The sequence below is a fragment of the Streptomyces sp. NPDC034043 genome, assembly GCF_055575675.1.
Map to the genome: position 1 here is coordinate 486,559 of NZ_JBVISF010000003.1, position 25,921 is coordinate 512,479.

Genomic DNA, 25,921 nt, shown 5'->3' on the forward strand with positions numbered 1-25,921 from the left:
CACGACTACCGGCATGTCACGGGAGGAGTCTAAGGGCACCGCCCTGCCGTGAGGTGGCGGATGTGCGGGGGAAAGCGCGCATCCGCCGCATCGTCCCAGGTCAGGAATGCTCCCCCGGAAGCACAGGTTCCAGGTTCTTCCACCGGGCGATGTCGCATCCGTTCCTGCGCTGGAAGGTGCTGTCCACCTTCTCGCCGCGCCACGTTCCGGTGATGCGGGCGACGGCCGACCCGCCGTACTGGAAGGAGCAGTTCCTGGAGTCCGGCTCGGCGAAGGGGTCCTTGCCCTGCTTGGACAGGGCGTCGAGACGGGCGCAGGCCTCCTGGGCGAAGGGGTGGTCGCCGCCGGCGGGGTGGCACTCCAGCCGGTGCGTGCCGTCGACGAGGCGGTTGCCGCTCTTGGAGATCTCGATGGTCAGCCGGTCGGGCGCGGCCAGCAGCCGTCCCAGGGGCAGCGGCGGCAGCGGTCCGGCAGCCGCGGCGGCCAGGGCGGAGGTGACGGCGAAGGCGGCGAGACGCAGCATGGGGCACTCCAGGTCGTCCGTACGTCGTACGCCTCACCAACGACATTCCGGCTCGGACGTTGCGTGCTTAAGCCTTTGCCCTGTGGCCCCGGCTCCTTGTACCGTTGGGAGCGGATTGGTGACCGGCCCCGCGCCTGTGTCATCATCTGCACGCACCTTCGTACGCGAAGGTGTGCTGGAGGCGTCGCCTAGTCCGGTCTATGGCGCCGCACTGCTAATGCGGTTTGGGGCTTACACCCCATCGAGGGTTCAAATCCCTCCGCCTCCGCACCTCACCGAAGCCCCGGTCCTGATGGACCGGGGCTTCGGTGCGTTCGGGCACCGGTGCGCGCCGGAGTCGCCGGGAGGCGGGTGGCGGTGTTCGTCACGGCGGCCCGAGGCGCGCCGGGCGTCGGGCGCCGGCGTGAGCCGTGTCGGTGCGTTCAGGCCTTGGAAGGGTTTGAGGCGGCCCCTCATGGGTAGCCCGCCGGGCCCGGAGCGGTGTCGCGGATCCGCCCGGACGATCTTCTTCCAGGGCGTTTCCGCAGGTCAGAGGCGCTGTAACTAATGGATTTCGCGTCCCGGCGAGGTCCATGTATTGTTGTTCTCGCAAGGCCAACGGGGCGAAAAACCCCGGGAAGCCCAAGCACTCGTAGCTTAACGGATAGAGCATCTGACTACGGATCAGAAGGTTGCAGGTTCGAATCCTGCCGAGTGCACAGCCGAGAGGCCCTCAGGAGAAGTCCTGAGGGCCTCTTTCGTGTGTGGTGGCAGTACCGGAGAGGGAGGGGTCCCCCGGAAGAACTCAGGGGCGGGATGGCTCCTGAGGGGGACGTGGACCACGCGGCCGCCCCGCTAGGGTTTTCGAAGATCGTTCGAACCTTGATGGGGGGCTCTCATGGGAATGTTCGGGAACGCGCACACCGTCGACCCGTCGTCGGCGCAGCGGGACTACGCGAGGCTGCTGGGTCACGGGGAGCAGGTCTACGCCGCGTACCTGCTGGTGCGCGACACGATCCTGTTCACCGACCGGCGGCTGGTGTTCGTCGACAAGCAGGGGCTGACGGGCAAGAAGGTGGAGTACCACTCCATCCCGTACCGGAGCATCACGCACTTCTCGGTGGAGACCGCCGGGCATTTCGATCTCGACGCCGAGCTGAAGATCTGGATATCCGGCAACCCTGCGCCGATCGAGAAGACCTTCACCAAGGGCGTCGACATCTACGAGATGCAGGCGATTCTGACGCAGTTCGTCGCGCGCTAGCCGGACATCGGCTGGACGCTCGTCCGGGCCGAGCGGCGGGCGGATCCGGAGCGGCGGCGGCCCCGAGGGGTGGGCGGACTCGGAGCAGCGGCGGATCCGGAGCCGCTGTCGGGTGGGCGTGCGGCCGGCGGGGGTGTGCGGGCCCTCGGCGGTGACGGTCGTCGTAGAGCCGTTCCTGGTGGGCGTCGCCGTTGGCGCGGCGCCGCGGGTGCGGAAGTGCTCGTCCAGTATCTCTGGGAAGTGAGATCAGGAATGTCCCGCCTGATTCCCCCAGATGGATGAAGCGCCGAATCCTGTTCGGTGTGATGGTGGGATTGCAGGAGCAGGTACCGTCTTTGCGAGAGCCGACGGGCTCAAGCGGCTCAAGGGGCCGGCCGGCCCATGGGAGGAAGACGGCGTGGACGACATCGACCGGGCGCTCGTCCTGCGCCTCCAGCAGGACGCGGGCCAGTCCTACGCATCCCTGGGCGCGGCCGTGGGCCTCTCGGCCGGGGCCACCCATGAGCGGGTACGCAAACTGCGCGAGCGCGGGGTCATCCGGCGGACCACCGTCGATGTGGACCCGGCCGCGGTCGGCAGCGGCGTGCTGGCCTACGTGATGGTGGACTCCAACGCGTGGATGGGCGAGTCGGCGGAGGACTTCGCCGCCATCCCCGAGATCCAGGAGGCGCACATCATCGCGGGCAGCGCCTCGGTGCTGGTCAAGGTGCGCACGGCCACCACGGAGCAGCTCCAGGACGTCCTGCGGCGGCTCTACGCCATCGACGGGGTCAGCGGCACGCAGGCCACGGTGGTCCTGGAGACCTTCTTCGAGCGGCCGCTCCCCCTGTGACCGCCGCCGCCGGGAGCTGGTCGTGCACCGGGATCCGGTGGAGTGCGAAGGGCCCCGCCATCGGGTGGTGCGGGCGCGGGGAGCGAGGCAGCCCGCTCGCCCCCGGGCAGCGGCTGGCCTTCACCGCCCGCGGCGAGCGGCACTGCCTGGGCGTGTGGCGGGCCGGGAAGCGCACGCCGTGTCCCGCGACGCGGTCGGTACCGGGCCGCGCGGGGAGTGCGCAGTGCCCCGAGTGCGCCCGGCTGGACCGGTCCTTCTCGGTGGCCGCCGACACCAACGCGGCCGATCCGCGCACCTATCGTGTGTACCTGGCCTGGTTCGGACCCGGGATGGTGAAGGTCGGCATCACCGCCGAGGAGCGCGGGCCGGTGCGGCTGCTGGAGCAGGGTGCGGTGACCTGGGCCTGGCTGGGGCGCGGGCCGTTGATGGCGGCGCGCCGGACCGAGGAGCTGCTGCGGGCCGCACTGGGGGTGCCCGACCGGATCGCGTACGCGCGCAAGCGCGCCGTACGGGCGCAGCTGCCGCCGGAGCCCGAGCGGGCCCGGGAGGTCGCCGAGCTGCACGCGCGGGCCGCCGCGCTGCCCGGGTGGCCGGAGTCCCTGGAACGGGTGGGGCGCGAGATCACCGACCATGCCGGGGCCTTCGCGCTGGCGGGGCTGCCGGTCCCGGTCCGCCTGGTCACGGAGCTGGTGCCCGGCGGCACCGTCGTGGGGCGGCTGGCGGGAGCCGCCGGGCCGGACCTGCACTTCGCGGACGGGCTCGTGGTGGACACCCGGCTGCTGGCCGGATGGGAGCTCTCCGTCGCTCCGGACGGGGCGCGGACCGACGTACCCCTCACCGTGGTCGCGCCCGCGCCGTCCGAGGCCGAACAGGGCGGACTGTTCTGACCCCGGACTGTTTTGACCCGGGCCTGCTCTGGCCCCTGACTGCTCCGACCCCGGGCTCTACCGACCCCGGGGGAGCAAGGTCAAAACTTGGATCCCTTTGGCCCGCGGGGGCCGATTTTCGTGGACACGCCAGGGGTCTTCCGCCGAGGGTGTGGGCATGAGCATTCAGCCCGTTCCGGCGTTCGAACCGCCGTACGTAATGGCCGTATTCAGCAATGTCCGCACCTCTGACGAGAGCGGCTATCCGGAGACCAACGTCCGGATGAACGAGATCGTCCGGGAGAACCCCGGCTTCCTCGGCTACGAGTTCGCCCGCACCCCCGGCGGCCTCGGCATCACCGTCGCCTACTTCCGCGACCACGAGTCCCTCGGCGCCTGGCGGGAGGACCTGGAGCACCAGGCGGCCATGAAGCAGGGCCGCGCCCACTGGTACGAGAGCTACACCCTGCACGTCGCGACCGTCGAGCGGAGCCACGGCTTTGCCCGCAACGGCTGACGCGGTCCGCGCCTTCCGCGAGCGGCTCGGACTGCCCGGCCTGGTGGACGTCCACACGCACTTCATGCCGGGGCGCGTGCTGGACAAGGTCTGGGACTACTTCGACGCGGTCGGCCCGCTGACCGGCGTCGAGTGGCCGATCACCTACCGCCACGAGGAGGAGCAGCGGGTGGCGCTGCTGCGGGAGTTCGGAGTCCGTGCCTTCACCTCCATGCTCTACCCGCACAAGCCGGCGATGGCCGCCTGGCTCAACGCGTGGGCCGCGGACTTCGCCGCCCGCACCCCCGACTGCCTGCACACCGCGACGTTCTTCCCGGAGGAGGACGTGGCGGCGTACACCGCGCAGGCCGTGGCGGGCGGGGCGCGGGTCTTCAAGGCGCACCTCCAGGTCGGCGGCTACGACCCCAACGACAGCCGGCTGGAACCGGTCTGGGGGCTGCTGGCGGAGGCGGGGATCCCGGCCGTCGTCCACTGCGGTTCGGGCCCGGTCCCGGGCAAGCACACCGGACCCGAGCCGATCGCCCGCCTGCTGGCCCGCCACCCGCGGCTGCCGCTGATCGTCGCCCACATGGGGATGCCCGAGTACGCGGACTTCCTCGACCTGGCCGAGCGGTACCCGGAGGTGCGCCTGGACACCACGATGGTCTTCACGGACTTCTCCGAGCGGCTCAGCGCCTTCCCGCCCGGGGAGCTCGGGCGGCTCGCCGACCTCGGGGACAGGATCCTGCTGGGCACCGACTTCCCGAACATCCCCTACCCCTACGAGCACCAGCTGGAGGCCCTGGAACGGCTCGGCCTCGGCGACGACTGGCTGCGCGCGGTCTGCCACGACAACGGCGCCCGTCTGTTCGGCCTCACTCCCTGAGCCCCGGCCTTTCTCAGGAGATTCACAGACAGGCGCAAGAACGCTCTCAGGGGCGGCCGCCAGCGTGGGGTCATGACCGCGACGACCACTTCCCACGCGTCCACGTCCACCGGTACTCCGACGGCCCTGCTGCGGCCCGACGGCGGACCCTGCAGGGTCCTCGTCGTCGACGACGAGGCGTCCCCCTCCGAGCTGCTCTCGATGGCCCTGCGCTACGAGGGCTGCGAGGTCCGCGGCGCCGGTGACGGGGCCGGCGCGGTGCGGGCGGCGCGGGAGTTCCGCCCGGACGTGGTGGTCCTCGACGTGGTGCTCCCGGACATGGACGGGCTGGCCGTCCTGCGGCTGCTGCGCCGGGAACTCCCTCAGGTCCCGGTGCTGTTCCTGACCGCCAAGGACTCGGTGGAGGACCGCATCGCGGGCCTGACGGCGGGTGGCGACGACTACGTCACCAAGCCGTTCAGCCTGGAGGAGGTCGTGGCCCGGCTGCGCGCGCTGGTGCGCCGTTCCGGGGCGGCGCGGGCCGCGCGCGGCGGTTCGGTCCTGACCGTCGGCGACCTGAGTCTCGACGAGGACAGCCACGAGGTGGTCCGGGGCGGCCGGGAGATCCGTCTGACCGCCACCGAGTTCGAGCTGCTGCGCTACCTGATGCGCAACCCGCGCCGGGTGCTCAGCAAGGCGCAGATCCTGGACCGGGTGTGGTCCTACGACTTCGGCGGCCAGGCCAACGTGGTGGAGCTCTACGTCTCCTACCTGCGACGGAAGCTGGACGGCGGCACCGGCCTGCCCCCGATGATCCATACCCGGCGAGGAGCCGGCTACCTGATCAAGCCGGCCGAGTAGGGGTCCCGCGCAGGCGCCCGCCCCTGTCCCGGTGCACCCCGGCCGCCCCTTCCGCCACCCCACGGCCCCCGTGGCCGGCCCGTCCTGATCCTCCCCCCATCCAGGCGTCACCCCCTAGCATCAAGAGGGCGGACCGGGCATTCCGGGCTGATCCCCTTGTGGTGAGGAGGGCGCCTCCATGGTGACCGAGGCCGATCCGGGCGATTCCAGGACCAGTGTGTGGCTGGCCGCCAGGCCCGCCGCCCCCACCAGACGGCGCAGCGAGGCGCCTTCGGGCCTGGACCGGGAACGGATCACCACCGCCACCGTGCGGCTGCTGGACGCGGAGGGACTCGGCCGGTTCTCGATGCGCCGGCTGGCCGCCGAACTGGGGGTCACCGCGATGTCCCTGTACTGGTACGTGGACACCAAGCACGACCTGCTCGAACTGGCCCTGGACAGCGCCCTGGGCCAGCAGCGGCTGCCCGCCGGACCGCCCCCTCGTGGCGGCTGGCCCACCCGGCTGCGGTCCCTCGCCCGCGGCTACCGGCGGCTGCTGGCGGAACACCCGTGGGTGGCGCCGCTCAGCGTCGCGTACCCGAACATCGGCCCGCACGCCCGGGCCTTCGACGCCGCCCTGCACCGGCTGCTGGAGGCCACCGGCCTGGTGGGCGCCGCCCGGACCGGCGCGCACCTGGCGGTCTCCCAGTTCCTGAGCGGCTGCGCCCTGAACGGCTGCGGCGGCACGGTCCGGCGGGCGGCCGAGGCGGAGTTCGCCCTCGCCCTCGACGTCCTGATCGCCGGCATCGAGGCCAAGGCCGCGCATACGGCGGCGGCCCGGGCCTGAACCCCGTCGGGGTCCCGGCCCGGGCCGCTCGGGGCCGTTCCAGCTCAGGGCCGGTCCAGCTCAGGGCTCCCCCAGCTCTGGGCCCTCCCGCTCAGGCGCCGGCCCGGGCGGTGTCCGCGGCGGAGTTCCTGGCGCCCGCCGCGGCGGCCTCCGTACCGCCCTCGGCGGCCGGGCTGTGCAGGGACGGCTTCGACTTCAGCGCGACCTCCTTGATGAACAGCACCAGCAGCAGCGCGAGCAGCGCGGTCGGGGCGGAGTACAGGAAGACGTCGCCGACGCCGTGCCCGTAGGCGGACTCGATGACGGTGCGGAACGGCGCGGGCAGCTTGTCGAGGTCGGGGATCCCGCCCCCGGCGGTGCCGCCGTGCCCGAGGGCCGCCGCCTTCGGCCCGAGCGCGGCCAGCCCGTCCTGCACGTAGTGGGTGACCCGGTTGGCCATGACCGCGCCCAGCGCCGAGACGCCCACGGCGCCGCCGAGGGAGCGGAAGAAGGTGACGACGGAGCTGGCGGCGCCGAGGTCTTCGGGGGCCACCTGGTTCTGCGTCGCGAGGACCAGGTTCTGCATCATCATGCCGAGGCCGAGCCCCGTCAGCGCCATGTAGAGCGCGATCTGCCAGTACGGGGTGTCGTAGCGCAGGCTGCCGAGCAGTCCGAGCCCGGCGGTCAGCAGCACGCCACCGGAGACCAGCCAGGCCTTCCACTTGCCGGTCTTGGTGATGACCTGGCCGGAGACCGTGGAGGAGACGAAGAGGCCGCCGATCATCGGGATGGTCAGGACGCCGGACATGGTGGGGGACTCGTTCCGGGCCAGCTGGAAGTACTGGCTGAAGAAGACCGTGCCGGAGAACATCGCGATGCCGACGAAGAGCGAGGCGGCGGAGGCCAGGCTGATGGTCTTGTTGCGGAACAGCCGCAGCGGGATGACCGGGTCGCTCGCGCGGGACTCGACCAGGAGGAAGAGCAGGCCGAGCACCACGGCGCCGCCGGTCATCGCCAGGGTGGTCCAGGAGATCCAGTCGTACGAGTCCCCGGCCTGGGTGACCCAGATCAGCAGCAGCGAGACGGCCCCGCTGATCAGGAAGGCGCCGAGCCAGTCGACCTTGACGTCGCGGCGGACCACCGGGAGCCGCAGGGTCTTCTGGAGCACGATCAGCGCGATCACGGCGAACGGCACGCCGACGTAGAAGCACCAGCGCCAGCCCAGCCAGTCGGTGTCGGTGATGACGCCGCCCAGCAGCGGGCCGCCGACGGTGGCCACGGCGAAGACCGCGCCGAGGTAGCCGCTGTAGCGGCCGCGCTCGCGCGGGGAGATCATCGCGGCCATCACGATCTGCGCGAGGGCGGAGAGGCCGCCGACGCCGATGCCCTGGACCACGCGGCAGGCGATCAGCATGCCGGTGTTCTGGGACATGCCGGCGATCACCGAGCCGAGGACGTAGATCACCAGGGATATCTGGACGAGGAGCTTCTTGCTGAACAGGTCGGACAGCTTGCCCCACAGCGGGGTGGCGGCCGTCATCGACAGCAGGGCGGCGGTGACGACCCAGGTGTAGGAGGACTGGGTGCCGCCGAGGTCGCTGATGATCTGGGGCAGGGCGTTGGAGACGATCGTCGAGGACAGGATCGCCACGAACATGCCGAGCATGAGCCCGGACAGCGCCTTCATGATCTGCGGGTGCGTCATGGGTGCGCCGTCGGACGTGGTCTCCGACCGGCCGCCTCCCCGCACACCGTCGGGTGTGGTCGTAGCCATGTGTTTCCTTTGCCTAGAAGCTCGATCGGAGTCGGGCCAGCAGGGTGTTCAGTACGTCGATGTCCTCGGCCGCCCAGTCGGCCAGGGCTCTCTCCAGCGCGTCCGTGTAGCGGGCGCCGAGCTCGGAGAGCACGGCGCGCCCCGCGCCGGTGAGGCGCAGGATCCGGCAGCGGCCGTCACCGGGGTCGGTCTCGCGCTCGATCCAGCCGTGCCGCGCCACGTGGGCGACGTGCCGGCTGCTGACCGAGATGTCGACGCCCATGAACTCGGTGAGCCGGCTGAGCCGCATCTCGCCGTGCCGGTCGAGGATGGTGAGGACGGTGGCGGAGCCGGGCGGGCAGTGCGCGGGCAGCGTCCGGGCCAGGTCGCGTTTGACCGCGCCGATTCCGGTGAGCTGGCGGGCCAGCTCCTCGTAGCGGGTGTGCTGGGCCGTCGGTGTGGACACCGGGAACCACCCCCATCTTGTTGCTTAAGGCAACCATAGAACCGCATGGTTGCTACAGGCAAATGATTTCGGGGTGGGGGCGGTAAAGGAATCGGAAAACCGCCGACGGGCCGGCATGCCCTCCGCCGGTCAGCCGGGGCGGCCGCCGGCGCCCGGTTCCGCCGCCGGGGTCAGCTCCAGGTGGCGGTGACCTTCCGGGTCTCGACGCGCATGCCCAGCGGAACCCGCCAGGCGTCCACGCAGACCGTGTAGAGCTGCGTCTTCGAGGCGCCGCCCGCGAGGGGGGCGGGCAGGGGCTGGGTCGTGGTGACCGTGGCCCAGTCGATGCCGAGGGCTCCGATGACGTGCGTCGCGAAGCTGACCGTGCCGGAGCGGGCCGCCGTGGTGCCGGTGTTGGTGAAGGTCACCGTGACGCGTTCACACCAGCGGTCGGACGCCGCCGTACGGACCGGGGCGCCGAGCGTGAGCTGCGCCGGGGTGGCCGGCGGGGCGGGCGGCTTCGGGGCCGGAGGGGCCGGCGGTGCCGGAGGTACGGGCGTGCTCGGCGTGCCGGGCGGGGCCGGCTGGGCGGGCGGGGTCGGCTGGGCGGGCGAGCCCGGGGTGGTGTCGCCCGTGCCCGCGCCCCCGGTGCCGCCGGGGGTGGCCGGGGAACCCGGGTCCGGCGGGGGGCCGCCGACGGGCGCGGAGCCGCCCGGAGCGCCGGCCGTCCCTCCGCCCCGGGCGGAGCCGCCGGCGGGCGGGGACCCGGGCGCGCCGGGCGGCGTAGAAACGGGGGCTTCGGCGGAGGCGGCCGATCCGGCGGATGCCAGCGGCTGGAACTCCACCCGGCCCCCGGGCGGCACGTTCTCTCCCGCGCCCCGCTCGGGGCCCGCGGCGACCGCGCCCACGACGACGTGGCCGTCCCGGTCCCGGCCGCAGCCGGTGAGGGCGACGGAGGCCGTGCAGCAGAGGGCGAGGGCGAGCGCAGCGCGGGATCCCGTTCGCATCGCGCCAGTGTTCCTGACGCCATGTCAAATGTGAACCCCGCGCTCCTGGCTCAGTCCCCGATCAGGCCGGTCCGCAGCTGGGCGAGCGTCCGGGTGAGCAGCCGGGAGACGTGCATCTGGGAGATGCCGACCTCCTCGCCGATCTGCGACTGCGTCATGTTCGCGAAGAAGCGCAGCATGATGATCTGCCGTTCCCGGGGCGGGAGTTTGGCGAGCAGCGGCTTGAGCGACTCGCGGTACTCGACGCCCTCCAGAGCGCTGTCCTCGTACCCGAGCCGGTCCGCGAGGGAGCCCTCGCCGCCCTCGTCCTCCGGGGAGGGCGAGTCGAGCGAGGAGGCGGTGTAGGCGTTGCCGACGGCGAGGCCGTCGACGACCTCCTCCTCGGACACGCCGAGCACGGCCGCCAGCTCCGGAACGGTCGGGGACCGGTCCAGCTTCTGGGCCAGTTCGTCGCTCGCCTTGGTCAGCGCGAGGCGCAGTTCCTGGAGCCGGCGCGGGACGCGGACGGACCAGGAGGTGTCCCGAAAGAATCGTTTGATCTCGCCCACGACGGTCGGCATCGCGAACGTCGGGAACTCCACGCCGCGCTCGCAGTCGAAGCGGTCGATCGCCTTGATCAGGCCGATGGTGCCGACCTGGACGATGTCCTCCATCGGCTCGTTGCGGCTGCGGAACCGGGCCGCCGCGTAGCGCACCAGCGGCAGGTTCAGCTCGATCAGGGTGTCACGTACGTACGCCCGTTCGGGGCTGTCCGCGTCCAGGGCGGCGAGTCGCTGGAAGAGGGTGCGGGAGAGGGTGCGGGTGTCGATGGCTTCCGAGCGGTCGGCCACTGCCGGCAGCTCACGCTTGTCGAGCGTGAGCACCTTGGAGCTGCCCTGTTCTACGGACATGCCACCCCCTTGAGGTCGCGGACGGTCGCGTCTCTGCGCCCGTCGGAGGAACGCAGCCTCCACCTGAATACCGGAGGCGGGGCTGCGGCAAACGCGGTTCCAGCAGAATGTCACATGTCGGCAACACGCTGTAGCGCCATGTCGACAAGTATCTCCAGCGACAGACAGGCGACCGAGCGGAATGAGCCGATTCTGTAGGGAAACGCGGTAACGGCTCCACCCGTTCCGGTTAAGCCTCGATCCTGTTTGCGGATCTCAGACGGGCGAAGCTCCGGGCGAGCAGCCGCGACACGTGCATCTGCGAGACGCCCAGCTCCGCGCTGATCTGGGACTGCGTCAGGTTGTTGTAGTAGCGCAGCAGGAGGATCCGCTGCTCCCGCTCGGGCAGCTGGACCAGCAGGTGGCGCACGAGATCGCGGTGCTCGACGCCGGCCAGCTCGGGGTCCTCGTAGCCGAGCCGGTCGAGCAGACCGGGCATGCCGTCGCCCTCCTGGGCGGCCTCCAGGGAGGTCGCGTGGTAGCTGCGCCCGGCCTCGATGCAGGACAGCACCTCGTCCTCGCCGATGCGCAGCCGCTCGGCGATCTCGGCGGTGGTCGGGGTGCGGCCGTGGAGGGTGGTGAGGTCCTCGGTCGCGGCGTTGACCTGCACCCACAGCTCGTGGAGGCGGCGCGGGACGTGGACGGTACGAACGTTGTCGCGAAAGTACCGTTTGATCTCACCGACGACCGTCGGCATCGCGAAGGTGGGGAACTGGACCCCGCGCTCGGGGTCGAACCGGTCGATCGCGTTGATCAGCCCGATGGTGCCGACCTGGACGACGTCCTCCATCGGCTCGTTGCGGCTGCGGAAGCGGGCGGCCGCGTACCGAACGAGCGGGAGGTTCGCCTCGATCAGGGCCCCGCGCACCCGGTGGTGCTCGCTGGTGCCCGGCTCCAGCCCCTTCAGCTGGCCGAAGAGCACCTGGGTCAGGGCCCGGGTGTCGGCGCCCCGGCCCTGGGGTCTCGGGGGAGCCTGCGGCGGCTCCTCGGGCGCGTCGTTCACGTCCTGGAGGGGCTCCTGTGACTCCGGGGGCTGCTGTGACTCCTGCGGGCGGGACTCGGGGCGCGGCTCGTGGGGCCCGGGCCCGGGACGCGCCTCGGTGCGCGGCTCCGTCGTACGGGGCTCCGCCGGTCGCGGCTCCTGGCGGCGCGGCTCGTGCGGGCGGAGCTCTTGCTGGGGAGGCACCTGAGGCGCAGTACTGGCCGGCACGGTCACGCCACCCCTTCGGTCAACTCATCGGTCAAAAGCGGTCATAGCATCACAAGAGATGTGCACTATGTGCAAGCACCGTATATAGCCGTGTTGAGGGCAAGTTGGGCATTTAGGCGTATTCTTTTTACCGGCTCCCCCGGCCGCGAACGCGAAAGGTCCCCCACCCGTCGGAGTGGGGGACCTGGAAGTCCGGAAATCGCTTCGGCGTACGGTTTCAGTTCACCAGTTCGGTGATGAACTCGCCGATGCCCGAGGCCGCATCCGATATGCCCTGGAAGCCTATTCCCACCATCTCCGCCGCCCGCTTGGGCTGGGTGATGATCACGAAGAGGACGAACACGGTGAGGACGCCCGTGATGAGCTTCTTGGTGTCCATGAACGGTGTCGGCCTCCCCAACCGGCGCTGCAAAGTCGGGTGAGTCTAACCGGTCAGGTTTGGTCACTCACCTGACCTTTAAGGACCAATGACCCGCTGGTTGGGGCCCTTTGCCGCTGAGCGCCGGGTCGGGGGCGCAGCAGGATGGAACGCGAGCCCACCGGTTCTGGCAGGAAACCGGTGGGTGAGGGACCGGACCTCACTGCGGGGTCCGAGCCGCGGGCTTCCCCCTGACCGCGGCTCGGACTGGCAGGTCCGTCCTCACCGGGGGAAGTGGCTCGTCCCCCCGATGGCCACTTCCCCCGTCCCCACCGTCGAAGGTCCCGGCTCCGGTCGGGGCCTTCTTCGCGTCTGGGGGGCGGGGGAAGGACGGGGAGGAGGGCCGGCGGCGGGGTTACTGGATGGCGCCCAGGAGACCGAGGACCGGCTCGACGGGCGCGATCACCGGGGTGAGCTGGTCGGGCACGTCGGCCAGCTGGTTGAGCTGGTTGGCCCCCTGGCTGAGCCTCGCGCCGATCTCGGGTACGGAGGGCTGCGCGCCGGCGGGCATGCCCGGGGCGGCGGCCGGGAGGTCCGGGAGGGCCAGGGGGGTCACGCCCACGGGCGCGGCGGAGGCGGCAGGTGCGGCGAGGCCCGCGGCGGCCCCCGCGAGGGCGAAGGCGGCGAGCATGCGCTGGGTCTTGGTCATGCCGTGTCAACGGCCGAGCGGACGGCCGGTCACGGCGGGGACGCACGAGAGCCCCGGTTCGTACGAACCGGGGCTCTCAAGAGCGGTAGTGGAGGGATTTGAACCCCCGATGGGTTGCCCCATACTCGCTTTCGAGGCGAGCTCCTTCGGCCACTCGGACACACTACCGAGAGAGATCCTAGCCCACGGTGGGGAGTGGTTTGCAAATCCGCGGCACGTGGCGCTGCTCACCGCTCCCGGAAGAAGTCGGTGAGCTGCCGCGCGCACTCCTGCTCCAGCACCCCGCGGATCACCTCGGGGCGGTGGTTGAGCCTGCGGTCGCGCACGAGGTCCCAGAGCGACCCGGCCGCGCCCGCCTTCTCGTCCCCCGCCCCGTAGACGAGACGCGCCACGCGGGACTGGACGAGCGCGCCCGCGCACATCACGCACGGCTCCAGGGTCACGACCAGCGTGCATCCCGTCAGCCGCCACTCCCCGAGCCGGGCGGCCGCCCGGCGCAGCGCGAGTACTTCGGCGTGTGCCGTGGGATCCGCGACGGCCTCCCGTTCGTTGTGCCCGGTGGCGAGGAGCTCCCCGCCGGGACCGAGCACGACGGCACCGACCGGCACGTCGCCGGCCGGTACCGCCAGGGCGGCCTCCTTCAGCGCCAGGCGCATGGAGTCCCGCCAGGGATCCCGTACGGGATCGGGGCCGTACGGAATGTCGTGCTCGGAGATCACTAGCGGACGGCCTCCAGTACTTCGGTGGCGCCGAGCGCGTCGGCGATCTCCGTGAGGGCGTCTCCGTCGAGGGTCAGCAGTTCCTTGTGGCCGACCCCGAGGTCGTCCAGCAGGCGGGGGTCGCCGAGGGGGCCGGCGGGCAGGGGCTCGGAGCCGGAGCGCGGCTCGTCGTCCTCGTCGTCGGTCTCGTCCGTGTAGGCGGCGACCGGTTCGCCGTCGCCGTCCTCGGTGCCGTCCAGGTCCAGTTCGTCGAGGTCCTCGTCCTCCTCGTCGGTGCCCAGCAGTTCCTTCGTCAGCATCGATCCGTAGGAGCTGCGGTCGGCCACGGAGGCGTTCGAGACGAAGTACCGAGGGTCCTCCTCTCCGTCCACGCGGATGACGCCGAACCAGGCGTCCTCCTGCTCGATGAGGGCGACCACCGTGTCGTCGTCGACAGCGGCGGACCGTGCGAGATCGATCAGATCACTGAGGGACTCGACGTCGTCGAGTTCCATGTCGCTCGCTTCCCACCCGTCTTCGGTGCGCGCGAGCAGTGCGGCGAAGTACACCGTGACTCTCCCACTGGTCATAGGCGTGCCGGTTGGAGGTCCCCCCGGCCGGAGGTTGGGGTGTGCACGGCCGTGACGCCCGCCGTCCGCACCCCGCCCAATCGGCATCGTGGCAGAAACAGCGGCGTTGCGAGAGGTCTTCCGCACGGCGGCCGTGTCGCGGCGCCGGTCGTACGCCGGGTCGCGGGGGCGGTCCGGGGACCGGTGCGGGCGCCGCCGGTACGGGCCGCGACGCGCCCGGCCGCGCCCCCGCTCACCAGCGGAAGGTCCGCATCCGCATCTGCTGCCGCATCCGGGCCGCACGGGCGCGCCGGGGCTGGACCCGGTCGCGCAGCTCTCTGGCCTCGTTCAGGTCGCGCAGGAACTGCGCGCGTCGCGCCCTGCGCTGCGCCGCCGTCTCCGGCGTCTCGTGGGCCTCTCTCACGTCAATGTCGTCGGGCTGCGTCTCCGGCATCGGCACCACCCCAGGCTGGTCCGGTCGTCCTCCTCCGCCGTCGCGAAGCAGACCCCCCGCGTTCCCACCTTCCCCCGGCCGGCTCGTTTGATGCCACCTTCGCGCAGATCACCCCAGGTCAGGGGTCGGGCCGCGACAGCGCCGGCGGTCAGGGCCCGCCGTCCTCCTCCGCCAGGGTCGGGACGACGGCCACGGGGCCGTGCGCGTGCTGGAGCACCGCGTGCGCCACCGATCCGATCAGCAGTGACCGTACGCGCGGGTGGTGGCGGCCCACCACGACCAGCGCGGCCGACCGGGACGCCTCCACCAGCCGCCCGGCCGCGTTGCCGGGCTCGGTGGCCTGCTCGACGGGGACGTCCGGGTACCTGGCCCGCAGCGGCTCCAGCCGCCGCGTCTGGGCCCGCAGGGTCTCCCGTTCGGCCGGCACCGTGTCCCCCGCGTCGGCGAGCGCCTCGGGCGGGACCACCGCGAAGGGGGCGCCGAGCAGGTTGGTCGGGCCGGGCGGGACGGCGTACGCGGAGACCACCTGGACGGTGGTCGCCCGTGCGGCGGCTTCCGCGAAGGCGAAGGCCAGTACCGACTCGGGGGTCTCGGTGACGTGCAGCCCGAGCACCACCTTGCCGGCCGAGGGCTCCGCGGCCTCTCCGGCGGGACGGGCCGCCGCGTCACGATCGGAGTGCGGGACCACCACCACCGGGCAGGACGCGGTGGTGGCCACGGCCCTGCTGTTCGAGCCGAGCAGCAGCGCGGCGAACCCGCCGCGCCCCCTGGAGCCCATCACCAGCATCCGGGGCGAGTCCTCGGCGCTGATCACCCGCAGGGCCGCCGGAACCGAGCCCTCCAGGGATTCGTAGCGGACCTCGCGGGGCAGCTCGGGAGAGGCCTCCAAGAGGGCGCGTACGCGGTCGGCCACCGGGTCGGCGTGCTCCTCGGGCTGGTTCGGGTCGTGCAGCGCCGAGCGGCGGCCGGCGTACAGCTGGGTGACGTCGGGCAGCACGTGGGCGACCAGCAGCCCGGTGCCGTGCCGCAGCGCCGCCGCGCGGGCCCATTCCAGGGCGCGCAGGCTGTGCTCGGATCCGTCGACGGCCGCGATGACCAGTCCGTTGCTCACGAGTCCAGGGTGCTGGGGGGTGCGGCGCCCCGCATCCCGGGGCCCGCGGCGGACGCGGAGCGGTGCGCACAGCGCGTAGCCTTTTGCCAGTGGGTCGCGAACAGGCGGCCGTTTTCGCAGGTAGCAGGGTCTCGCAGTTCGCGGATCGCAGATCGAAGCCCGGCTGAGTCTTGGAGGATGTTGTGCGTTTGCAGGTCGTCGATCACCCCTTGGTGGCGCACAAACTCACCACGCTGCGCGACAAGCGCACCGACTCCCCCACGTTCCGGCGGCTCGCCGACGAGCTGGTGACCCTCCTCGCGTACGAGGCCACCCGCGACGTGCGCACCGAGCAGTCCGACATCGAGACCCCGGTCGGCCCGACCACCGGCGTCAAGCTGTCGCACCCGCGTCCGCTGGTCGTCCCGATCCTGCGCGCCGGCCTCGGCATGCTGGACGGCATGGTGCGGCTGCTGCCGACCGCCGAGGTGGGCTTCCTGGGCATGGTCCGCAACGAGGAGACCCTGGAGGCCTCCACGTACGCGACGCGCATGCCCGAGGACCTCTCCGGCCGCCAGGTGTACGTCGTCGACCCGATGCTGGCCACCGGCGGCACGCTGGTCGCCGCGATCCGTGAACTCATCAAGCGCGGCGCCGACGACGTGACCGCCGTGGTGCTGCTGGCCGCGCCCGAGGGCGTCGAGATCATGGAACGCGAGCTCGCGGGCACGCCGGTGACCGTGGTGACGGCCGCCGTGGACGAGCGGCTCAACGAGCACGGCTACATCGTGCCGGGCCTGGGCGACGCGGGCGACCGCATGTACGGCTCGGCCGAGTAGCAGTCCTTCCCCCGGAGGGGGATCAGCACCGCGCGGAGGGCGTGGGCGCGGGGTTGGCCAGGACGGCCAGCGCCTTGTCCGCGTCCTCCTTCGTGCTGAGCTCCTTGAAGGCGTCGCCGAGGATCAGGTCGATGTCCGCGCCCTCACGGGTGTCGGTCTGGGTGGTGAGCCCGGTGAGCTGGGTGCCGAGGACGGAGTAGGCCGCCTTGTCGGTGCGTGGAGAGCCGAGCAGTATCCCGGTTCCCTGGACCTTCTTGTCGAAGTCGGCGGGGGCGTTGCCGACGTGGCCGACGGTGAAGCCGCGCTTCTTCAGCTCGTCGCCGACCGCCTTGGCCAGGCCCGAGCGCGGGGTCGCGTTGTAGACGTTGACGGTGATCTGGCCGGGCTGCGGGAGGGCGACCGCGGGGGCCTTGGAGGCGGCGGGGCCCGCGTCGGGCGCGGTGGCCGGTTTCACGGCGCCCGCGGGCTTGGCGGAGGCCGTCGGGCAGTCCTTGCGGGCCGCCGCCATATTCCGCTCGCCGCTGTCGTCGCCGCCGAACACGTCGATGAGCTGCAGCGCTCCGTAGCCGAGGAGGGCCAGGGCCACGACGCATCCCAGCAGGGCGAGGACGATCTTCCGGCGCCGCCTGGGACGGCTCATACGGGGGTAGGCAGCTCCCGTGACGCGGTACTTTCCGCCCATGCCGGGGGGAGTGAGCATGCTCATGAGCGGCAGCGTAGTGCCGTACCGGAATGATGCCTACTAAATGATGAGTTGATCGGGTGAGGGCGACCCGAAAGGCGCAATCAGTCCATCTCGAGGACGCGTGCGTGCAGGACCTGGCGCTGCTGGAGGGCCGCGCGCACGGCGCGGTGCAGCCCGTCCTCCAGGTAGAGGTCGCCCTGCCACTTCACGACGTGGGCGAAGAGGTCCCCGTAGAAGGTGGAGTCCTCGGCGAGCAGGGTCTCGAGGTCCAGCTGTCCCTTGGTGGTCACGAGCTGGTCGAGCCGGACCGGGCGCGGGGCGACGTCCGCCCACTGCCGGGTGGTTTCCCTGCCGTGGTCGGGGTACGGCCGCCCGCTTCCGATGCGCTTGAAGATCACACGGAAAGCCTACCGGGCCGGTGCCTCCGGGCGCAGCCTCGCCCGGTCGGTGCAAAAGTGGCAGACAGGGCTATTCCGGGAGGGATGTATGAGCCAGGGCACCGACTCACCCGATCCGGCGGACCCGCCCGGTCCGGCCGGGGAAGCCGGCGCGGCCGCACCGCCCCGCGCGGCCGGGACGTCCGGCCGGGCCGCCGCCGAGATCGCCGCCGGGTACGCCTTCACGGGCCCCGCGCTCGACCTGGGTGCCCTGCTCTGGGACGGGACGTGCCTGCCCGAGCGGCAGATCCGGATCCCGCTGTCGATGCTCAACCGGCACGGGCTCGTGGCGGGAGCCACCGGCACCGGCAAGACCAAGACGCTCCAGCTGATCGCCGAGCAGCTGTCCGCCCACGGGGTGCCCGTCTTCCTGGCCGACATCAAGGGCGACGTCTCCGGCATCACCGCGCCCGGCCCGGCGGACGGGAGGACCGCGGCGCGGGCCGCGCAGGTCGGGCAGGAGTGGAAGGCGGCCGGCTGCCCCGGCGAGTTCTACTCCCTGGGCGGGATCGGCCCCGGCATCCCGGTCCGCGCGACCGTGACGGCCTTCGGGCCGGTGCTGATGTCCAAGGTGCTCCAGCTGAACCGGACGCAGGAGCAGTCCCTCGGCCTGATCTTCCACTGCGCCGACTCCAAGGGCCTGGAGCTGATCGACCTCAAGGACCTCCGGGCGGTGGTCGCCTTCCTCGTCTCCGACAAGGGGAAGTCCGAGCTCAAGGGAATCGGCGGACTCTCCACGGTCACCGCCGGAGTGATCCTGCGCGCCCTGACCGCATTCGAGCAGCAGGGCGCGACGGAATTCTTCGGCGAACCCGAATTCGACACCGCCGAATTGCTCCGGACCGCCGCCGACGGGCGCGGAGTGGTCTCCGTACTGGAACTCCCGGCAGTTCAGGACAAACCACAGCTTTTCTCTACATTTCTTATGTGGCTGCTCGCCGATCTCTATGGCGGGCTGCCCGAAGTCGGAGATCTGGAGAAGCCCAGACTGGTCTTCTTCTTCGACGAGGCGCACCTGCTCTTCAACGGGGCCTCGAAGGCGTTCCTGGAGTCCGTCACCCAGACCGTCCGGCTGATCCGCTCCAAGGGAATCGGCGTCTTCTTCGTCACCCAGACCCCCAAGGACGTCCCGGCGGACGTGCTGGCCCAGCTCGGCAACCGCGTCCAGCACGCCCTGCGCGCCTTCACCCCGGACGACGCCAAGGCCCTCAGGGCCACGGTGAAGACCTTCCCCCGCTCCGCGTACGACCTGGAAGAGACGCTCACCGGGCTCGGCACCGGCGAGGCCGTCATCACGGTGCTCAGCGAGACGGGCGCCCCCACCCCGGTGGCCGCCACCCGGCTGCGCGCACCGCAGTCGCTGATGGCGCCGGTCGGCGCCGACGCCCTGGAACGGGCCGTCACGTCATCACCGCTGTACGCGCGTTACGCCGAGCCGGTCGACCGCGAGTCCGCGTACGAGAAGATCACCGCCGAACAGGCCGCCGCGGAGGCCGAGGCGGAGGCGGCCGCGGCGGCGGAGGAGTCCCGGAAGCGGGCCGCGGAGGGGAAGACGGGGAAGGCCGCACGCGGCGCGCCGGAAGCGGAACCCTCGCTGGTCCAACAGGTCGTGGGGAGCGGACTGTTCCGCTCCCTGGCGCGGTCGATCGGGACGCAGCTGGGACGGGAGATCTCGCGGTCGGTCTTCGGAACGGCGCGGCGGCGCCGCTGAGCCCGCGTCACCCCGGGTCACCCCGCGCGGCTCCTCCAGACGGAATCGAGCGAACCGGCTGCCGGCCCCGCGCGGGGCGCTGACAGACTCGGGGGCATGCGGACCGAACTCACCGACACCACGTCCAGCAAGATCGGCCGGGCGCTCCTCGACGCCCGCCGCGCCGTGGGCAGCCACACCATGGGGCTGGTACTGACCCTCGTGATCGTCACCGACGAGGAGAACGCCTACGACGCGCTGCGCGCGGCATCCGAGGCCTCGCGCGAGCACCCGTGCCGGATCATCGCGGTGATCAAGCGGACCACGCGCGGCCCGGAACGCCGGCGCCGGACCCGGCTCGACGCCGAGCTGCGCGTGGGATCGGACGCCGGGTCCGGGGAGATCGTGCTGCTGCGCCTGCACGGCGACCTCACCACCCAGGCCGGCTCGGTGGTGCTCCCGCTGCTTGCACCGGACGCGCCGGTGGTGGCGTGGTGGCCGGCCGACGTCCCCGCCGATCCCGCCCGCGACGAGCTGGGCGTCCTGGCGCAGCGCCGGATCACCGACTCCCAGGCGGCGCCCGACCCGGTCGGCGTGCTGGCCGCGCGCGCGGCCTCGTACGCCCCCGGCGACACCGACCTGGCCTGGACCCGGCTCACGCCGTGGCGCTCCCTGCTGGCCTGCGCGTTCGACCAGAGGCCGCTGCCGGTGACCGCCGCGACGGTGGAGAGCGAGGCCGACAACGCGAGCGCCGAGCTGCTGGCGCGCTGGCTGGAGGACCGCCTGGGCGTGCCGGTGACCCGGGTGGCGACGGCCGGGCCGCTCATCACCCGGGTCCGGCTGGAGACCTCCGCCGGGGAGGTGGTCGTGGACCGTCCCACCGGCTCGCTGGCCACCCTGGTCCTGCCCGGCTGGCCCGACCGCAAGGTCGCGCTCAAGATCCGCAGCACCGCCGAGCTGATCGCGGAGGAGCTGCGGCGGCTCGACGCCGACGAGGTCTACGCCTCGGTGCTGCGCGCCCGGGCGGCGCGGTCGGCGTAGGGCCCGGCGTACGCGGTCGGGCTGCCGATGGGGTTGCCGGGGTCCCCGGGGGCCGTCTCGGCCCGGCTGCCCCGCGCGTCAGGACGGGGAGCGCTTGGCGGCCTTCTGGGCCTGCTTGTACTCGCGGACCTTCGCCAGTGACTCCGGGCCCGTGATGTCGGCCGCCGAGCGGTGGACCCCCGGCAGGCCGTAGCCGCCGGCGGCCTCGCGCCAGCCCTTCGGGCGCACCCCGAACCGCTTGCCCAGCAGGGCCAGGAAGATCTGCGCCTTCTGCTCCCCGAAGCCCGGCAGCGCCTTCAGCCGGGCCAGCAGTTCCGCACCCGTGGCGGCGTCGGCCCAGACGGCGGACGCGTCGCCGCCGTAGTGCTCCACCAGGTACGCGCACAGCTGCTGGATGCGCTTGGCCATGGACCCCGGATAGCGGTGCACGGCGGGCTTCTGCGACAGCAGCGCGGCGAAGGCCTCGGGGTCGTGGGCGGCGATGGCGTGCGCGTCGAGGTCGTCGGTGCCGAGCCGCTGGGCGATGGTCCACGGCCCCGAGAACGCCCACTCCATCGGCACCTGCTGGTCGAGGAGCATGCCGGTCAGCGCGGCCAGCGGGCTGCGCGCGAGCAGGGCGTCGGCCTCGGGCTGCTGCGCGAGCCGGATGGTGATGTCGTCCATGCCCCCAGCCTCCCCCGGGACCGCCCGGCAGTGCGGGCGGCACGCGGTCACCGCGCGATTGTCAGACCCCCCGCCTAGCGTGGGATCGACAGGGCAAGCATGCGTACTGGACGACAGACGACACAGGAGTCGATCGACCATGGCTGAGTTCCCGGAAGGCGCCCCGTGCTGGGTGGACGCGATGTTCACCGATGTGGAGGCCGCCAAGCAGTTCTACGGCGACGTGCTGGGCTGGACCTTCGGCGAGGCCAGCAGCGAGTACGGCAATTACACGCAGGCGTATTCCGACGGCAAGGCGGTCGCGGCCGTGGTGCCGCCGATGCCGGGTGGTGACGCGCCCTCGCAGTGGTGTCTGTACTTCGCCTCGCGGGACGCCGCCGCCACCGCCGACAAGATCAAGGCGGCGGGCGGGACGCTGGTGATGGAGACGATGCAGGTCGGCTCCTTCGGCACGATGGCGATCGCCCGGGAGCCGAGCGGCGCGGTCTTCGGCGTCTGGCAGCCCGGCGAGCACAAGGGCTTCGAGAAGCTCGGCGAGCCCGGCGCGTACGCCTGGGCGGAGGTCTTCACCCGGGATCCCGACGCGGCGGACGAGTTCCTGTCGAAGGTCTTCCCGTACGAGTCCCAGCAGATGGAGGCCGGTGACGACCCGGAGACGGCCGGGATGGACTTCAAGGTCTTCAGCATCGGCGGCCCGCGGAACCCGGTGCTGGGCCGCATGCGGATGGGCGAGGACTTCCCGCCGGAGATCCCGTCGTACGTGCAGGTCTACTTCGCCGTGCCGAACTGCGACGAGGCGGTCGAGAAGACCAGGAAGCACGGCGGGCAGCTGCACTTCGGGCCGATGGACAGCCCCTTCGGCCGCTTCGCGGCGCTCACCGACCCGCAGGGCGCGGCGTTCGCGGTGATCGACCTGTCCACGACGGTCGGGGAGATGCCGGAGTTCGGCTGACCCGGCACGGCCGTACGGTCCGGCCTTCGGTTCAGTCCCAGGGGGTGGGGCTCCACCGCGCCGCCGTGCCGACGGTGATCTCGCCGGTGCAGGGGCCGCAGGTGCCGGGGGTGGGGCTGCGGAAGGCCCGGTCGCAGGTGTCGCAGCTCTGGAAGGGGTCGGGCGGGACGTATGCGGCCTTGCGGAAGAGGGGTGCCAGGGCCGGGGGTTCCTGGACGGAGAGGCGGTGGGCGATCAGTCCGGCCGGGTTGCGGACCGAGTCGGGGATGTTCGCCGTCAGAACGGCGATCACGGCCTCCTTGCTCGCCCCGCGCTCCGTCCAGACCTCGGCCTTCCAGGAGAGCCGCTCGATGTCCCGCTGGCCGAGCAGCAGGCGGTGGTCGACGCGGCGCAGCTCGGCGAGCAGGGCCATGGCGGCCTTGCGGGCGGGGGAGGGGCCGTCGTCCACGGGCGGATCGGCCGACGGGACCTCGGGGGCGGGGGCGGGGGCGGGGGCGGCATCGGGCTGCGGCTCTGGCTCCGGGAGCGGCTGCGGATGCGGTGCGGGCTCGGGCTGTGCGGGCTCGGGCTGCGGTGCGGCTTCGGGCTGCTGTTCCGGTTCCGGCTCCGCGATGGGCTCGGGCTCGGGTTCCGCGACGGGCGCGGGCTGGGGCTCGGGTTCCGGTGCGGGCTTCGGCTGGGAGGCCGTCGGCCGCTCGGCGCGGGCCATGGCGGCGGCCTTGGGGTGGTTGTAGGACACCGTACGGGTGACGAACCGGCCGTTCGGCAGCTGCTCCCGGACCCGCTCCAGGTAGCCGAGCGCCTCCAGCTCGCGCAGCGCCGCCGCGATCCGGACCTCCCCCTCCGGCACCCGCTTGACCAGCTCTTTGATGCTGATGGGCGTTCCGGGCGGCAGCGACTGGATGTACGCGCCGAGGCCCCGGGCGGTCAGCGAGAGTTCGGGGTTCTGGAGCAGGTGGTTCCCGATGACGGTGTACCGGGACGTGTGACGGACGTTGGAGTGATGAACGCCGTACGCCGCGCGCATGCGCACGCTAGTGTGCTTGAGAGCCATGGGGAAGCCGGTTACTTCCTGCTTGGTGAGGCCCTCGTTCGGGATTGCCGTCCCGGCGGGGGCCGCTTCATGTCTGGGGTGGTCGGGGCGAGCATATGCCCGGCAACCGGTGCCAAATCCAGCCGAGTTGGACTTGTTCACCCGTGTGAGTGAGGCGGCCTCTGCGGGGAGGGCTGGGTGGGTTGGGCAAGGTGTTTTCCCCCGGTACTGCGTAGCAAAAGAAACGTACGGCCCCGCCGACCCCCGGATAACCGCGAGCCGGTGCCCGGGCCGGAAGCCCGTCAACCGCGCGGCGGCCCGCGTACGTCCTGAGGGTGAGGGGCGGGAGGAGTCCCCGCGTACGGAACGGGAGCCGGGGAGCGGACCATGGACGGGATCGACGAGCGCCTCTTACGGGCGCTGCTGCGCGAACAGCATCCGGACCTCGCCGCCCTGGAGATCCGCCCGGTGGCCGATGGCTGGGACAACCAGCTGTGGCGCCTCGGCGACGGGCTGGCCGCGCGGGTCCCGCGTACGGAGCGCGCTCCGGGGCTGCTCCTGAAGGAGCGCGCGTGGCTGCCCGTACTGGCCCCGCACCTGCCGCTCCCGGTGCCGGTGCCCTTGCGCGCCGGCGAGCCGTCCGGGCTCTTCCCGAGGCCCTGGACCGTCGCCGCCTGGGTCCCCGGCGACCCCGCCGACCGGGTCCCGATCAGCCGGGGTCACGACGCCGCCGACCGGCTGGCGGCCTTCCTGCGGGCCCTCCACCGGCCCGCGCCCGACGGCGCCCCCGCGAATCCGGGCCGTGGCGTGCCGCTCGGCACGTTCCCGGCCCCCGCCACCGGCAGGCGGCTCCGGGCGGTCTGGGACGCGGCGGTAGCGGCCCCCGCGTGGGGCGGCCCGCCGGTCTGGCTGCACGGCGACCTCCATCCGGCGAACGTCGTCGTCTCGGACGGCACGCTCGCGGGCGTGGTCGACTTCGGCGAGCTGTGCGCCGGAGATCCGGCGGCGGACCTGGCGGCGGCATGGCTGCTGCTCCCCGGGGCCTCGGTGTCACGTTTCTTCGCCGCGTACGGGGAGGTGGACGCCGCGACGGTCCGGCGCGCCCGGGGGTGGGCGCTCCTCCGGGGCCTCGGCCTCGTCGAGATCGGCCGGGCGTGGGAGCGGGGCCTGCCCGGCGGCAAGCGGACCTGGGGTCCGGCGGGCCGAGCGGCGCTCGGGCGCGTGGTGCGGGGCTGACCGGTACCGGGGTCGGGGGCGGGGCCCGCCGTTCACTCGATGTAGAGGCTCAGGCCGTGCCCGATGGCGATCCGGCCCGGGTGGACCGCGTGCACCACCCGGCCGTCGCAGTGCGGGCCGTCCCACACCCAGGCCACCCCGTCGGTGAAGTTGGCGACCTCCGAGGGGACGAAGTCCCCCAGCGGGAAGCAGCCGCTCGGGTCGTCGTACCGGACGCCGTCGACGTACAGGACCCCCTGGGCCGCCTGTGCCGTGCCGGGGGCCGCCAGCGCCAGTACCGCGGTCGCCGCGCACGCCCCCAGCAGCCTCGCCGTCCTTCGCATCGCCATCGCCCGCCTCGTTCCGCTCGCCTGACCAGCTGTCATGACCGAAGGTAAGGGAAGGTTACGTTCCGTGATACGGCGTGTGGTGGTGAAGCGGGGGCGCGTGAGGGCGACCGCGCCGCCGCCCCGGCTCAGCGGCCGGTGAAGGCGGCGGCGTTCTCGCGGGCCCACTGCCCGAAGGTGCGGGCGGGGCGTCCGAGGAGGGTCTCGGTGGTGTCGGCGATGGGCGCGGGGCCGCGGTTCGCGGCCTCCCACAGGTCGAGGAGCGAGGAGACCATCGGCGCGGGCATGTGGGCGGCCATCCGCCGCTCGGCCTCGGCGCGGGTGATGTGCGCGACGGTGATCTCGCGGCCGATGGCGTCGGCGAGGATCGCGAGCTGGCGGCGGAAGGTCAGCGACTCGCCGCCGGTCAGGGTGAGCCGGCGGCCGGTGAGGGAGTCGCCGGTGAGGGCCTCCACGGCGATGTCGGCGATGTCCTCGGGGTGGATGGGCGCGATGTGCGCGTCGGGGTAGGCGAGCTCGACCGGCAGCGACCGGCCGATGGAGTACGCCCAGCCGAAGGAGTTGCTGGCGAAGGCGTCCGGGCGCAGGAAGGTGCAGGTCAGGGTGGAGGCGGCGAGGGCCCGCTCGACCGTGAGGCTGTGGCCGGCGAGCGGGTCGTTCTCGGCGTCCGGGCCGAGCACCGAGGACGAGGACAGCAGTACGACGTGTTCGACGCCGGCGGCCTCGGCGGCCGCGACCAGTTCCTGGATGCCGGCGGGCTCGGGGTAGAGGAAGACCTGCCGCACGCCGTCCAGCGCGGCGGCGAAGGTCTCAGGCCGGTCGAGGGCCAGCTTGTACGTCCCCACGCCGGCCGGGACGGTCAGTTCGGCGGGACAGGCGCTGGCCGCGCGGACGGTGAGACCGGCGGAGTGCAGGCGTTCGAGGACGGCCCGGCCGACCTTGCCGCGGGCGCCGGTGGTGAGGATGGTCATGGGGTGCTCCGGTTCGTTGGCCGCCGGTCGTGAGGGTGCGGCCCGGTCCGACGGAATTCCTTGAGAGTCGAGAACCCGGTCTCCCACCAAGGACCTCGGCCGGACCCTGGTCCTCGACCTGGACCTGGAGGCCGTGAGGCCGCGAGGCCGTGAGGCCGCGCGGGACGGCGCCCGCTCCGCCGTCACCGGCGCTCGGCTTCGCGTACGCCACCGCCGGCCGGGGGAGCGAACGCCCCGGCCCCGTACGCCTGATGCCGGCGTACGTCGCCTCCCGGCAGGCCCCGCGCCGGCGCGAGCGCCGGGCCCCGGGAGCGCCGCACGGGAACAGGCAGTGT

At 72.5% G+C, this 25,921-nt stretch carries 29 protein-coding genes, 3 tRNA genes and 1 pseudogene; 14 read left to right on the forward strand and 19 right to left on the reverse strand.

Annotated elements, in window-relative coordinates:
- Positions 1-100: 100 nt before the first annotated feature.
- A complete protein-coding gene (locus tag ACZ51S_RS10710) occupies positions 101-523 on the reverse strand; it encodes an SSI family serine proteinase inhibitor (protein WP_468801560.1) in 423 nt (140 codons plus the stop codon).
- A gap of 177 nt (positions 524-700) precedes the next feature.
- Between ACZ51S_RS10710 and ACZ51S_RS10715 the strand changes: the two genes are divergently transcribed.
- From ACZ51S_RS10715 to ACZ51S_RS10755, 9 genes are all read left to right on the forward strand, one after another.
- A tRNA-Ser gene (locus ACZ51S_RS10715) sits at positions 701-791 on the forward strand.
- Between the two features lie 357 nt (positions 792-1,148).
- A tRNA-Arg gene (locus ACZ51S_RS10720) sits at positions 1,149-1,221 on the forward strand.
- 179 nt (positions 1,222-1,400) lie between these two features.
- Entirely contained in the window at positions 1,401-1,766 is a 366-nt protein-coding gene (locus tag ACZ51S_RS10725) for a PH domain-containing protein (protein WP_468475222.1), read from the forward strand.
- Between the two features lie 397 nt (positions 1,767-2,163).
- Positions 2,164-2,598, forward strand: coding sequence for an Lrp/AsnC family transcriptional regulator (locus ACZ51S_RS10730; protein ID WP_468475223.1), 435 nt, complete (start codon positions 2,164-2,166; stop codon positions 2,596-2,598).
- A complete protein-coding gene (locus ACZ51S_RS10735; protein ID WP_468801563.1) occupies positions 2,595-3,485 on the forward strand; it encodes a DUF2797 domain-containing protein in 891 nt (296 codons plus the stop codon). The genes ACZ51S_RS10730 and ACZ51S_RS10735 overlap by 4 nt, the downstream gene beginning before the upstream one ends.
- A gap of 157 nt (positions 3,486-3,642) precedes the next feature.
- A complete protein-coding gene (locus tag ACZ51S_RS10740; RefSeq protein WP_468475225.1) occupies positions 3,643-3,981 on the forward strand; it encodes an antibiotic biosynthesis monooxygenase family protein in 339 nt (112 codons plus the stop codon).
- Positions 3,965-4,846, forward strand: a complete 882-nt coding sequence (locus tag ACZ51S_RS10745) for an amidohydrolase family protein (protein WP_468960514.1) — start codon at positions 3,965-3,967, stop codon at positions 4,844-4,846. Before ACZ51S_RS10740 ends, ACZ51S_RS10745 begins: the two co-directional genes overlap by 17 nt.
- Positions 4,847-4,918: 72 nt before the next feature.
- Positions 4,919-5,686, forward strand: coding sequence for a response regulator transcription factor (locus ACZ51S_RS10750; protein ID WP_468475227.1), 768 nt, complete (start codon positions 4,919-4,921; stop codon positions 5,684-5,686).
- Between the two features lie 178 nt (positions 5,687-5,864).
- Entirely contained in the window at positions 5,865-6,512 is a 648-nt protein-coding gene (locus ACZ51S_RS10755; protein ID WP_468475228.1) for a TetR/AcrR family transcriptional regulator, read from the forward strand.
- 100 nt (positions 6,513-6,612) lie between these two features.
- Here ACZ51S_RS10755 and ACZ51S_RS10760 read toward each other — a convergent pair.
- The 12 genes and pseudogenes from ACZ51S_RS10760 to ACZ51S_RS10815 form a co-directional block, all read right to left on the reverse strand.
- Positions 6,613-8,196 (reverse strand): annotated as a pseudogene (locus tag ACZ51S_RS10760) (MDR family MFS transporter); the annotation flags it as partial.
- 82 nt (positions 8,197-8,278) lie between these two features.
- Positions 8,279-8,710 carry a MarR family winged helix-turn-helix transcriptional regulator gene (locus tag ACZ51S_RS10765; RefSeq protein ID WP_388932483.1) on the reverse strand — a complete coding sequence of 144 codons (432 nt, stop codon included), beginning with the start codon at positions 8,708-8,710 and terminating at the stop codon, positions 8,279-8,281.
- A 170-nt stretch (positions 8,711-8,880) separates the two neighbouring features.
- Complete coding sequence (locus ACZ51S_RS10770; RefSeq protein WP_468960517.1) at positions 8,881-9,696, reverse strand: hypothetical protein; 816 nt, start codon at positions 9,694-9,696, stop codon at positions 8,881-8,883.
- A gap of 50 nt (positions 9,697-9,746) precedes the next feature.
- On the reverse strand, positions 9,747-10,586 hold the full coding sequence (locus ACZ51S_RS10775; RefSeq protein WP_388932479.1) for an RNA polymerase sigma factor SigF: 840 nt from the start codon (positions 10,584-10,586) through the stop codon (positions 9,747-9,749).
- A 229-nt stretch (positions 10,587-10,815) separates the two neighbouring features.
- Positions 10,816-11,628 (reverse strand): RNA polymerase sigma factor SigF, encoded by an 813-nt coding sequence (locus ACZ51S_RS10780; protein ID WP_468960577.1) that lies wholly within the window; start codon positions 11,626-11,628, stop codon positions 10,816-10,818.
- 424 nt (positions 11,629-12,052) lie between these two features.
- The gene (locus ACZ51S_RS10785) at positions 12,053-12,214 is read right to left on the reverse strand and encodes a hypothetical protein (protein WP_164720920.1); all 162 of its coding nucleotides are present in this window, start codon (positions 12,212-12,214) and stop codon (positions 12,053-12,055) included.
- Between the two features lie 394 nt (positions 12,215-12,608).
- Positions 12,609-12,902, reverse strand: coding sequence for a hypothetical protein (locus tag ACZ51S_RS10790; RefSeq protein WP_388932477.1), 294 nt, complete (start codon positions 12,900-12,902; stop codon positions 12,609-12,611).
- A gap of 83 nt (positions 12,903-12,985) precedes the next feature.
- A tRNA-Ser gene (locus tag ACZ51S_RS10795) sits at positions 12,986-13,070 on the reverse strand.
- 59 nt (positions 13,071-13,129) lie between these two features.
- Positions 13,130-13,558 (reverse strand): tRNA adenosine(34) deaminase TadA, encoded by a 429-nt coding sequence (gene tadA / locus ACZ51S_RS10800; RefSeq protein ID WP_388933680.1) that lies wholly within the window; start codon positions 13,556-13,558, stop codon positions 13,130-13,132.
- Positions 13,559-13,620: 62 nt separating this feature from the next.
- A complete protein-coding gene (locus ACZ51S_RS10805; protein WP_468475259.1) occupies positions 13,621-14,169 on the reverse strand; it encodes a tRNA adenosine deaminase-associated protein in 549 nt (182 codons plus the stop codon).
- A 253-nt stretch (positions 14,170-14,422) separates the two neighbouring features.
- Positions 14,423-14,623: a hypothetical protein gene (locus ACZ51S_RS10810; protein WP_468960519.1), complete on the reverse strand. Its 201-nt coding sequence runs from the start codon at positions 14,621-14,623 to the stop codon at positions 14,423-14,425.
- A gap of 148 nt (positions 14,624-14,771) precedes the next feature.
- A complete protein-coding gene (locus tag ACZ51S_RS10815; RefSeq protein WP_468475231.1) occupies positions 14,772-15,734 on the reverse strand; it encodes a universal stress protein in 963 nt (320 codons plus the stop codon).
- A gap of 182 nt (positions 15,735-15,916) precedes the next feature.
- Here ACZ51S_RS10815 and upp point away from each other — a divergent pair, with 182 nt between their 5' ends.
- The gene (gene upp, locus ACZ51S_RS10820; protein ID WP_388932471.1) at positions 15,917-16,552 is read left to right on the forward strand and encodes a uracil phosphoribosyltransferase; all 636 of its coding nucleotides are present in this window, start codon (positions 15,917-15,919) and stop codon (positions 16,550-16,552) included.
- A gap of 22 nt (positions 16,553-16,574) precedes the next feature.
- Here the strand turns inward: upp and ACZ51S_RS10825 are convergent, their stop codons facing one another.
- Positions 16,575-17,258 carry a LytR C-terminal domain-containing protein gene (locus tag ACZ51S_RS10825; RefSeq protein ID WP_468475232.1) on the reverse strand — a complete coding sequence of 228 codons (684 nt, stop codon included), beginning with the start codon at positions 17,256-17,258 and terminating at the stop codon, positions 16,575-16,577.
- 80 nt (positions 17,259-17,338) lie between these two features.
- Positions 17,339-17,635 carry a type II toxin-antitoxin system VapB family antitoxin gene (locus ACZ51S_RS10830; protein ID WP_008740979.1) on the reverse strand — a complete coding sequence of 99 codons (297 nt, stop codon included), beginning with the start codon at positions 17,633-17,635 and terminating at the stop codon, positions 17,339-17,341.
- A gap of 88 nt (positions 17,636-17,723) precedes the next feature.
- Between ACZ51S_RS10830 and ACZ51S_RS10835 the strand changes: the two genes are divergently transcribed.
- Both ACZ51S_RS10835 and opcA read left to right on the forward strand, forming a co-directional pair.
- Positions 17,724-19,385: a helicase HerA-like domain-containing protein gene (locus ACZ51S_RS10835; RefSeq protein WP_468960521.1), complete on the forward strand. Its 1,662-nt coding sequence runs from the start codon at positions 17,724-17,726 to the stop codon at positions 19,383-19,385.
- 96 nt (positions 19,386-19,481) lie between these two features.
- Positions 19,482-20,405 (forward strand): glucose-6-phosphate dehydrogenase assembly protein OpcA, encoded by a 924-nt coding sequence (gene opcA, locus ACZ51S_RS10840; RefSeq protein ID WP_468801578.1) that lies wholly within the window; start codon positions 19,482-19,484, stop codon positions 20,403-20,405.
- Positions 20,406-20,483: 78 nt separating this feature from the next.
- Here the strand turns inward: opcA and ACZ51S_RS10845 are convergent, their stop codons facing one another.
- Positions 20,484-21,068: an HhH-GPD-type base excision DNA repair protein gene (locus ACZ51S_RS10845; RefSeq protein WP_388932461.1), complete on the reverse strand. Its 585-nt coding sequence runs from the start codon at positions 21,066-21,068 to the stop codon at positions 20,484-20,486.
- A gap of 139 nt (positions 21,069-21,207) precedes the next feature.
- Between ACZ51S_RS10845 and ACZ51S_RS10850 the strand changes: the two genes are divergently transcribed.
- Complete coding sequence (locus ACZ51S_RS10850; RefSeq protein ID WP_468475235.1) at positions 21,208-22,020, forward strand: VOC family protein; 813 nt, start codon at positions 21,208-21,210, stop codon at positions 22,018-22,020.
- 31 nt (positions 22,021-22,051) lie between these two features.
- On the opposite strand, the gene ACZ51S_RS10855 is transcribed toward ACZ51S_RS10850, so the two are convergent.
- Positions 22,052-23,074 carry a helix-turn-helix domain-containing protein gene (locus ACZ51S_RS10855; protein ID WP_468475236.1) on the reverse strand — a complete coding sequence of 341 codons (1,023 nt, stop codon included), beginning with the start codon at positions 23,072-23,074 and terminating at the stop codon, positions 22,052-22,054.
- Positions 23,075-23,440: 366 nt separating this feature from the next.
- Here ACZ51S_RS10855 and ACZ51S_RS10860 point away from each other — a divergent pair, with 366 nt between their 5' ends.
- Positions 23,441-24,289, forward strand: a complete 849-nt coding sequence (locus ACZ51S_RS10860) for a phosphotransferase (protein WP_468475237.1) — start codon at positions 23,441-23,443, stop codon at positions 24,287-24,289.
- 32 nt (positions 24,290-24,321) lie between these two features.
- Here ACZ51S_RS10860 and ACZ51S_RS10865 read toward each other — a convergent pair whose 3' ends face one another.
- Both ACZ51S_RS10865 and ACZ51S_RS10870 read right to left on the reverse strand, forming a co-directional pair.
- Positions 24,322-24,618: a hypothetical protein gene (locus ACZ51S_RS10865; protein ID WP_468801583.1), complete on the reverse strand. Its 297-nt coding sequence runs from the start codon at positions 24,616-24,618 to the stop codon at positions 24,322-24,324.
- Positions 24,619-24,743: 125 nt separating this feature from the next.
- A complete protein-coding gene (locus ACZ51S_RS10870; protein WP_468475239.1) occupies positions 24,744-25,586 on the reverse strand; it encodes an NAD(P)H-binding protein in 843 nt (280 codons plus the stop codon).
- Positions 25,587-25,921: the final 335 nt, after the last annotated feature.

Coding starts and splice junctions, on each gene's coding strand:
- ACZ51S_RS10860 (WP_468475237.1), top strand. CDS start 23,441: ATGGACGGGATCGACGAGCGCCTCTTACGGGCGCTGCTGCGCGAACAG.
- ACZ51S_RS10845 (WP_388932461.1), bottom strand. CDS start 21,068: ATGGACGACATCACCATCCGGCTCGCGCAGCAGCCCGAGGCCGACGCC.
- ACZ51S_RS10810 (WP_468960519.1), bottom strand. CDS start 14,623: ATGCCGGAGACGCAGCCCGACGACATTGACGTGAGAGAGGCCCACGAG.
- ACZ51S_RS10750 (WP_468475227.1), top strand. CDS start 4,919: ATGACCGCGACGACCACTTCCCACGCGTCCACGTCCACCGGTACTCCG.
- ACZ51S_RS10825 (WP_468475232.1), bottom strand. CDS start 17,258: ATGAGCATGCTCACTCCCCCCGGCATGGGCGGAAAGTACCGCGTCACG.
- ACZ51S_RS10835 (WP_468960521.1), top strand. CDS start 17,724: ATGAGCCAGGGCACCGACTCACCCGATCCGGCGGACCCGCCCGGTCCG.
- ACZ51S_RS10710 (WP_468801560.1), bottom strand. CDS start 523: ATGCTGCGTCTCGCCGCCTTCGCCGTCACCTCCGCCCTGGCCGCCGCG.
- ACZ51S_RS10785 (WP_164720920.1), bottom strand. CDS start 12,214: ATGGACACCAAGAAGCTCATCACGGGCGTCCTCACCGTGTTCGTCCTC.
- ACZ51S_RS10770 (WP_468960517.1), bottom strand. CDS start 9,696: ATGCGAACGGGATCCCGCGCTGCGCTCGCCCTCGCCCTCTGCTGCACG.
- opcA (WP_468801578.1), top strand. CDS start 19,482: ATGCGGACCGAACTCACCGACACCACGTCCAGCAAGATCGGCCGGGCG.
- ACZ51S_RS10865 (WP_468801583.1), bottom strand. CDS start 24,618: ATGGCGATGCGAAGGACGGCGAGGCTGCTGGGGGCGTGCGCGGCGACC.
- ACZ51S_RS10725 (WP_468475222.1), top strand. CDS start 1,401: ATGGGAATGTTCGGGAACGCGCACACCGTCGACCCGTCGTCGGCGCAG.
- ACZ51S_RS10870 (WP_468475239.1), bottom strand. CDS start 25,586: ATGACCATCCTCACCACCGGCGCCCGCGGCAAGGTCGGCCGGGCCGTC.
- tadA (WP_388933680.1), bottom strand. CDS start 13,558: ATGCGCCTGGCGCTGAAGGAGGCCGCCCTGGCGGTACCGGCCGGCGAC.
- ACZ51S_RS10775 (WP_388932479.1), bottom strand. CDS start 10,586: ATGTCCGTAGAACAGGGCAGCTCCAAGGTGCTCACGCTCGACAAGCGT.
- ACZ51S_RS10790 (WP_388932477.1), bottom strand. CDS start 12,902: ATGACCAAGACCCAGCGCATGCTCGCCGCCTTCGCCCTCGCGGGGGCC.
- ACZ51S_RS10850 (WP_468475235.1), top strand. CDS start 21,208: ATGGCTGAGTTCCCGGAAGGCGCCCCGTGCTGGGTGGACGCGATGTTC.
- ACZ51S_RS10740 (WP_468475225.1), top strand. CDS start 3,643: ATGAGCATTCAGCCCGTTCCGGCGTTCGAACCGCCGTACGTAATGGCC.
- ACZ51S_RS10855 (WP_468475236.1), bottom strand. CDS start 23,074: ATGGCTCTCAAGCACACTAGCGTGCGCATGCGCGCGGCGTACGGCGTT.
- ACZ51S_RS10755 (WP_468475228.1), top strand. CDS start 5,865: ATGGTGACCGAGGCCGATCCGGGCGATTCCAGGACCAGTGTGTGGCTG.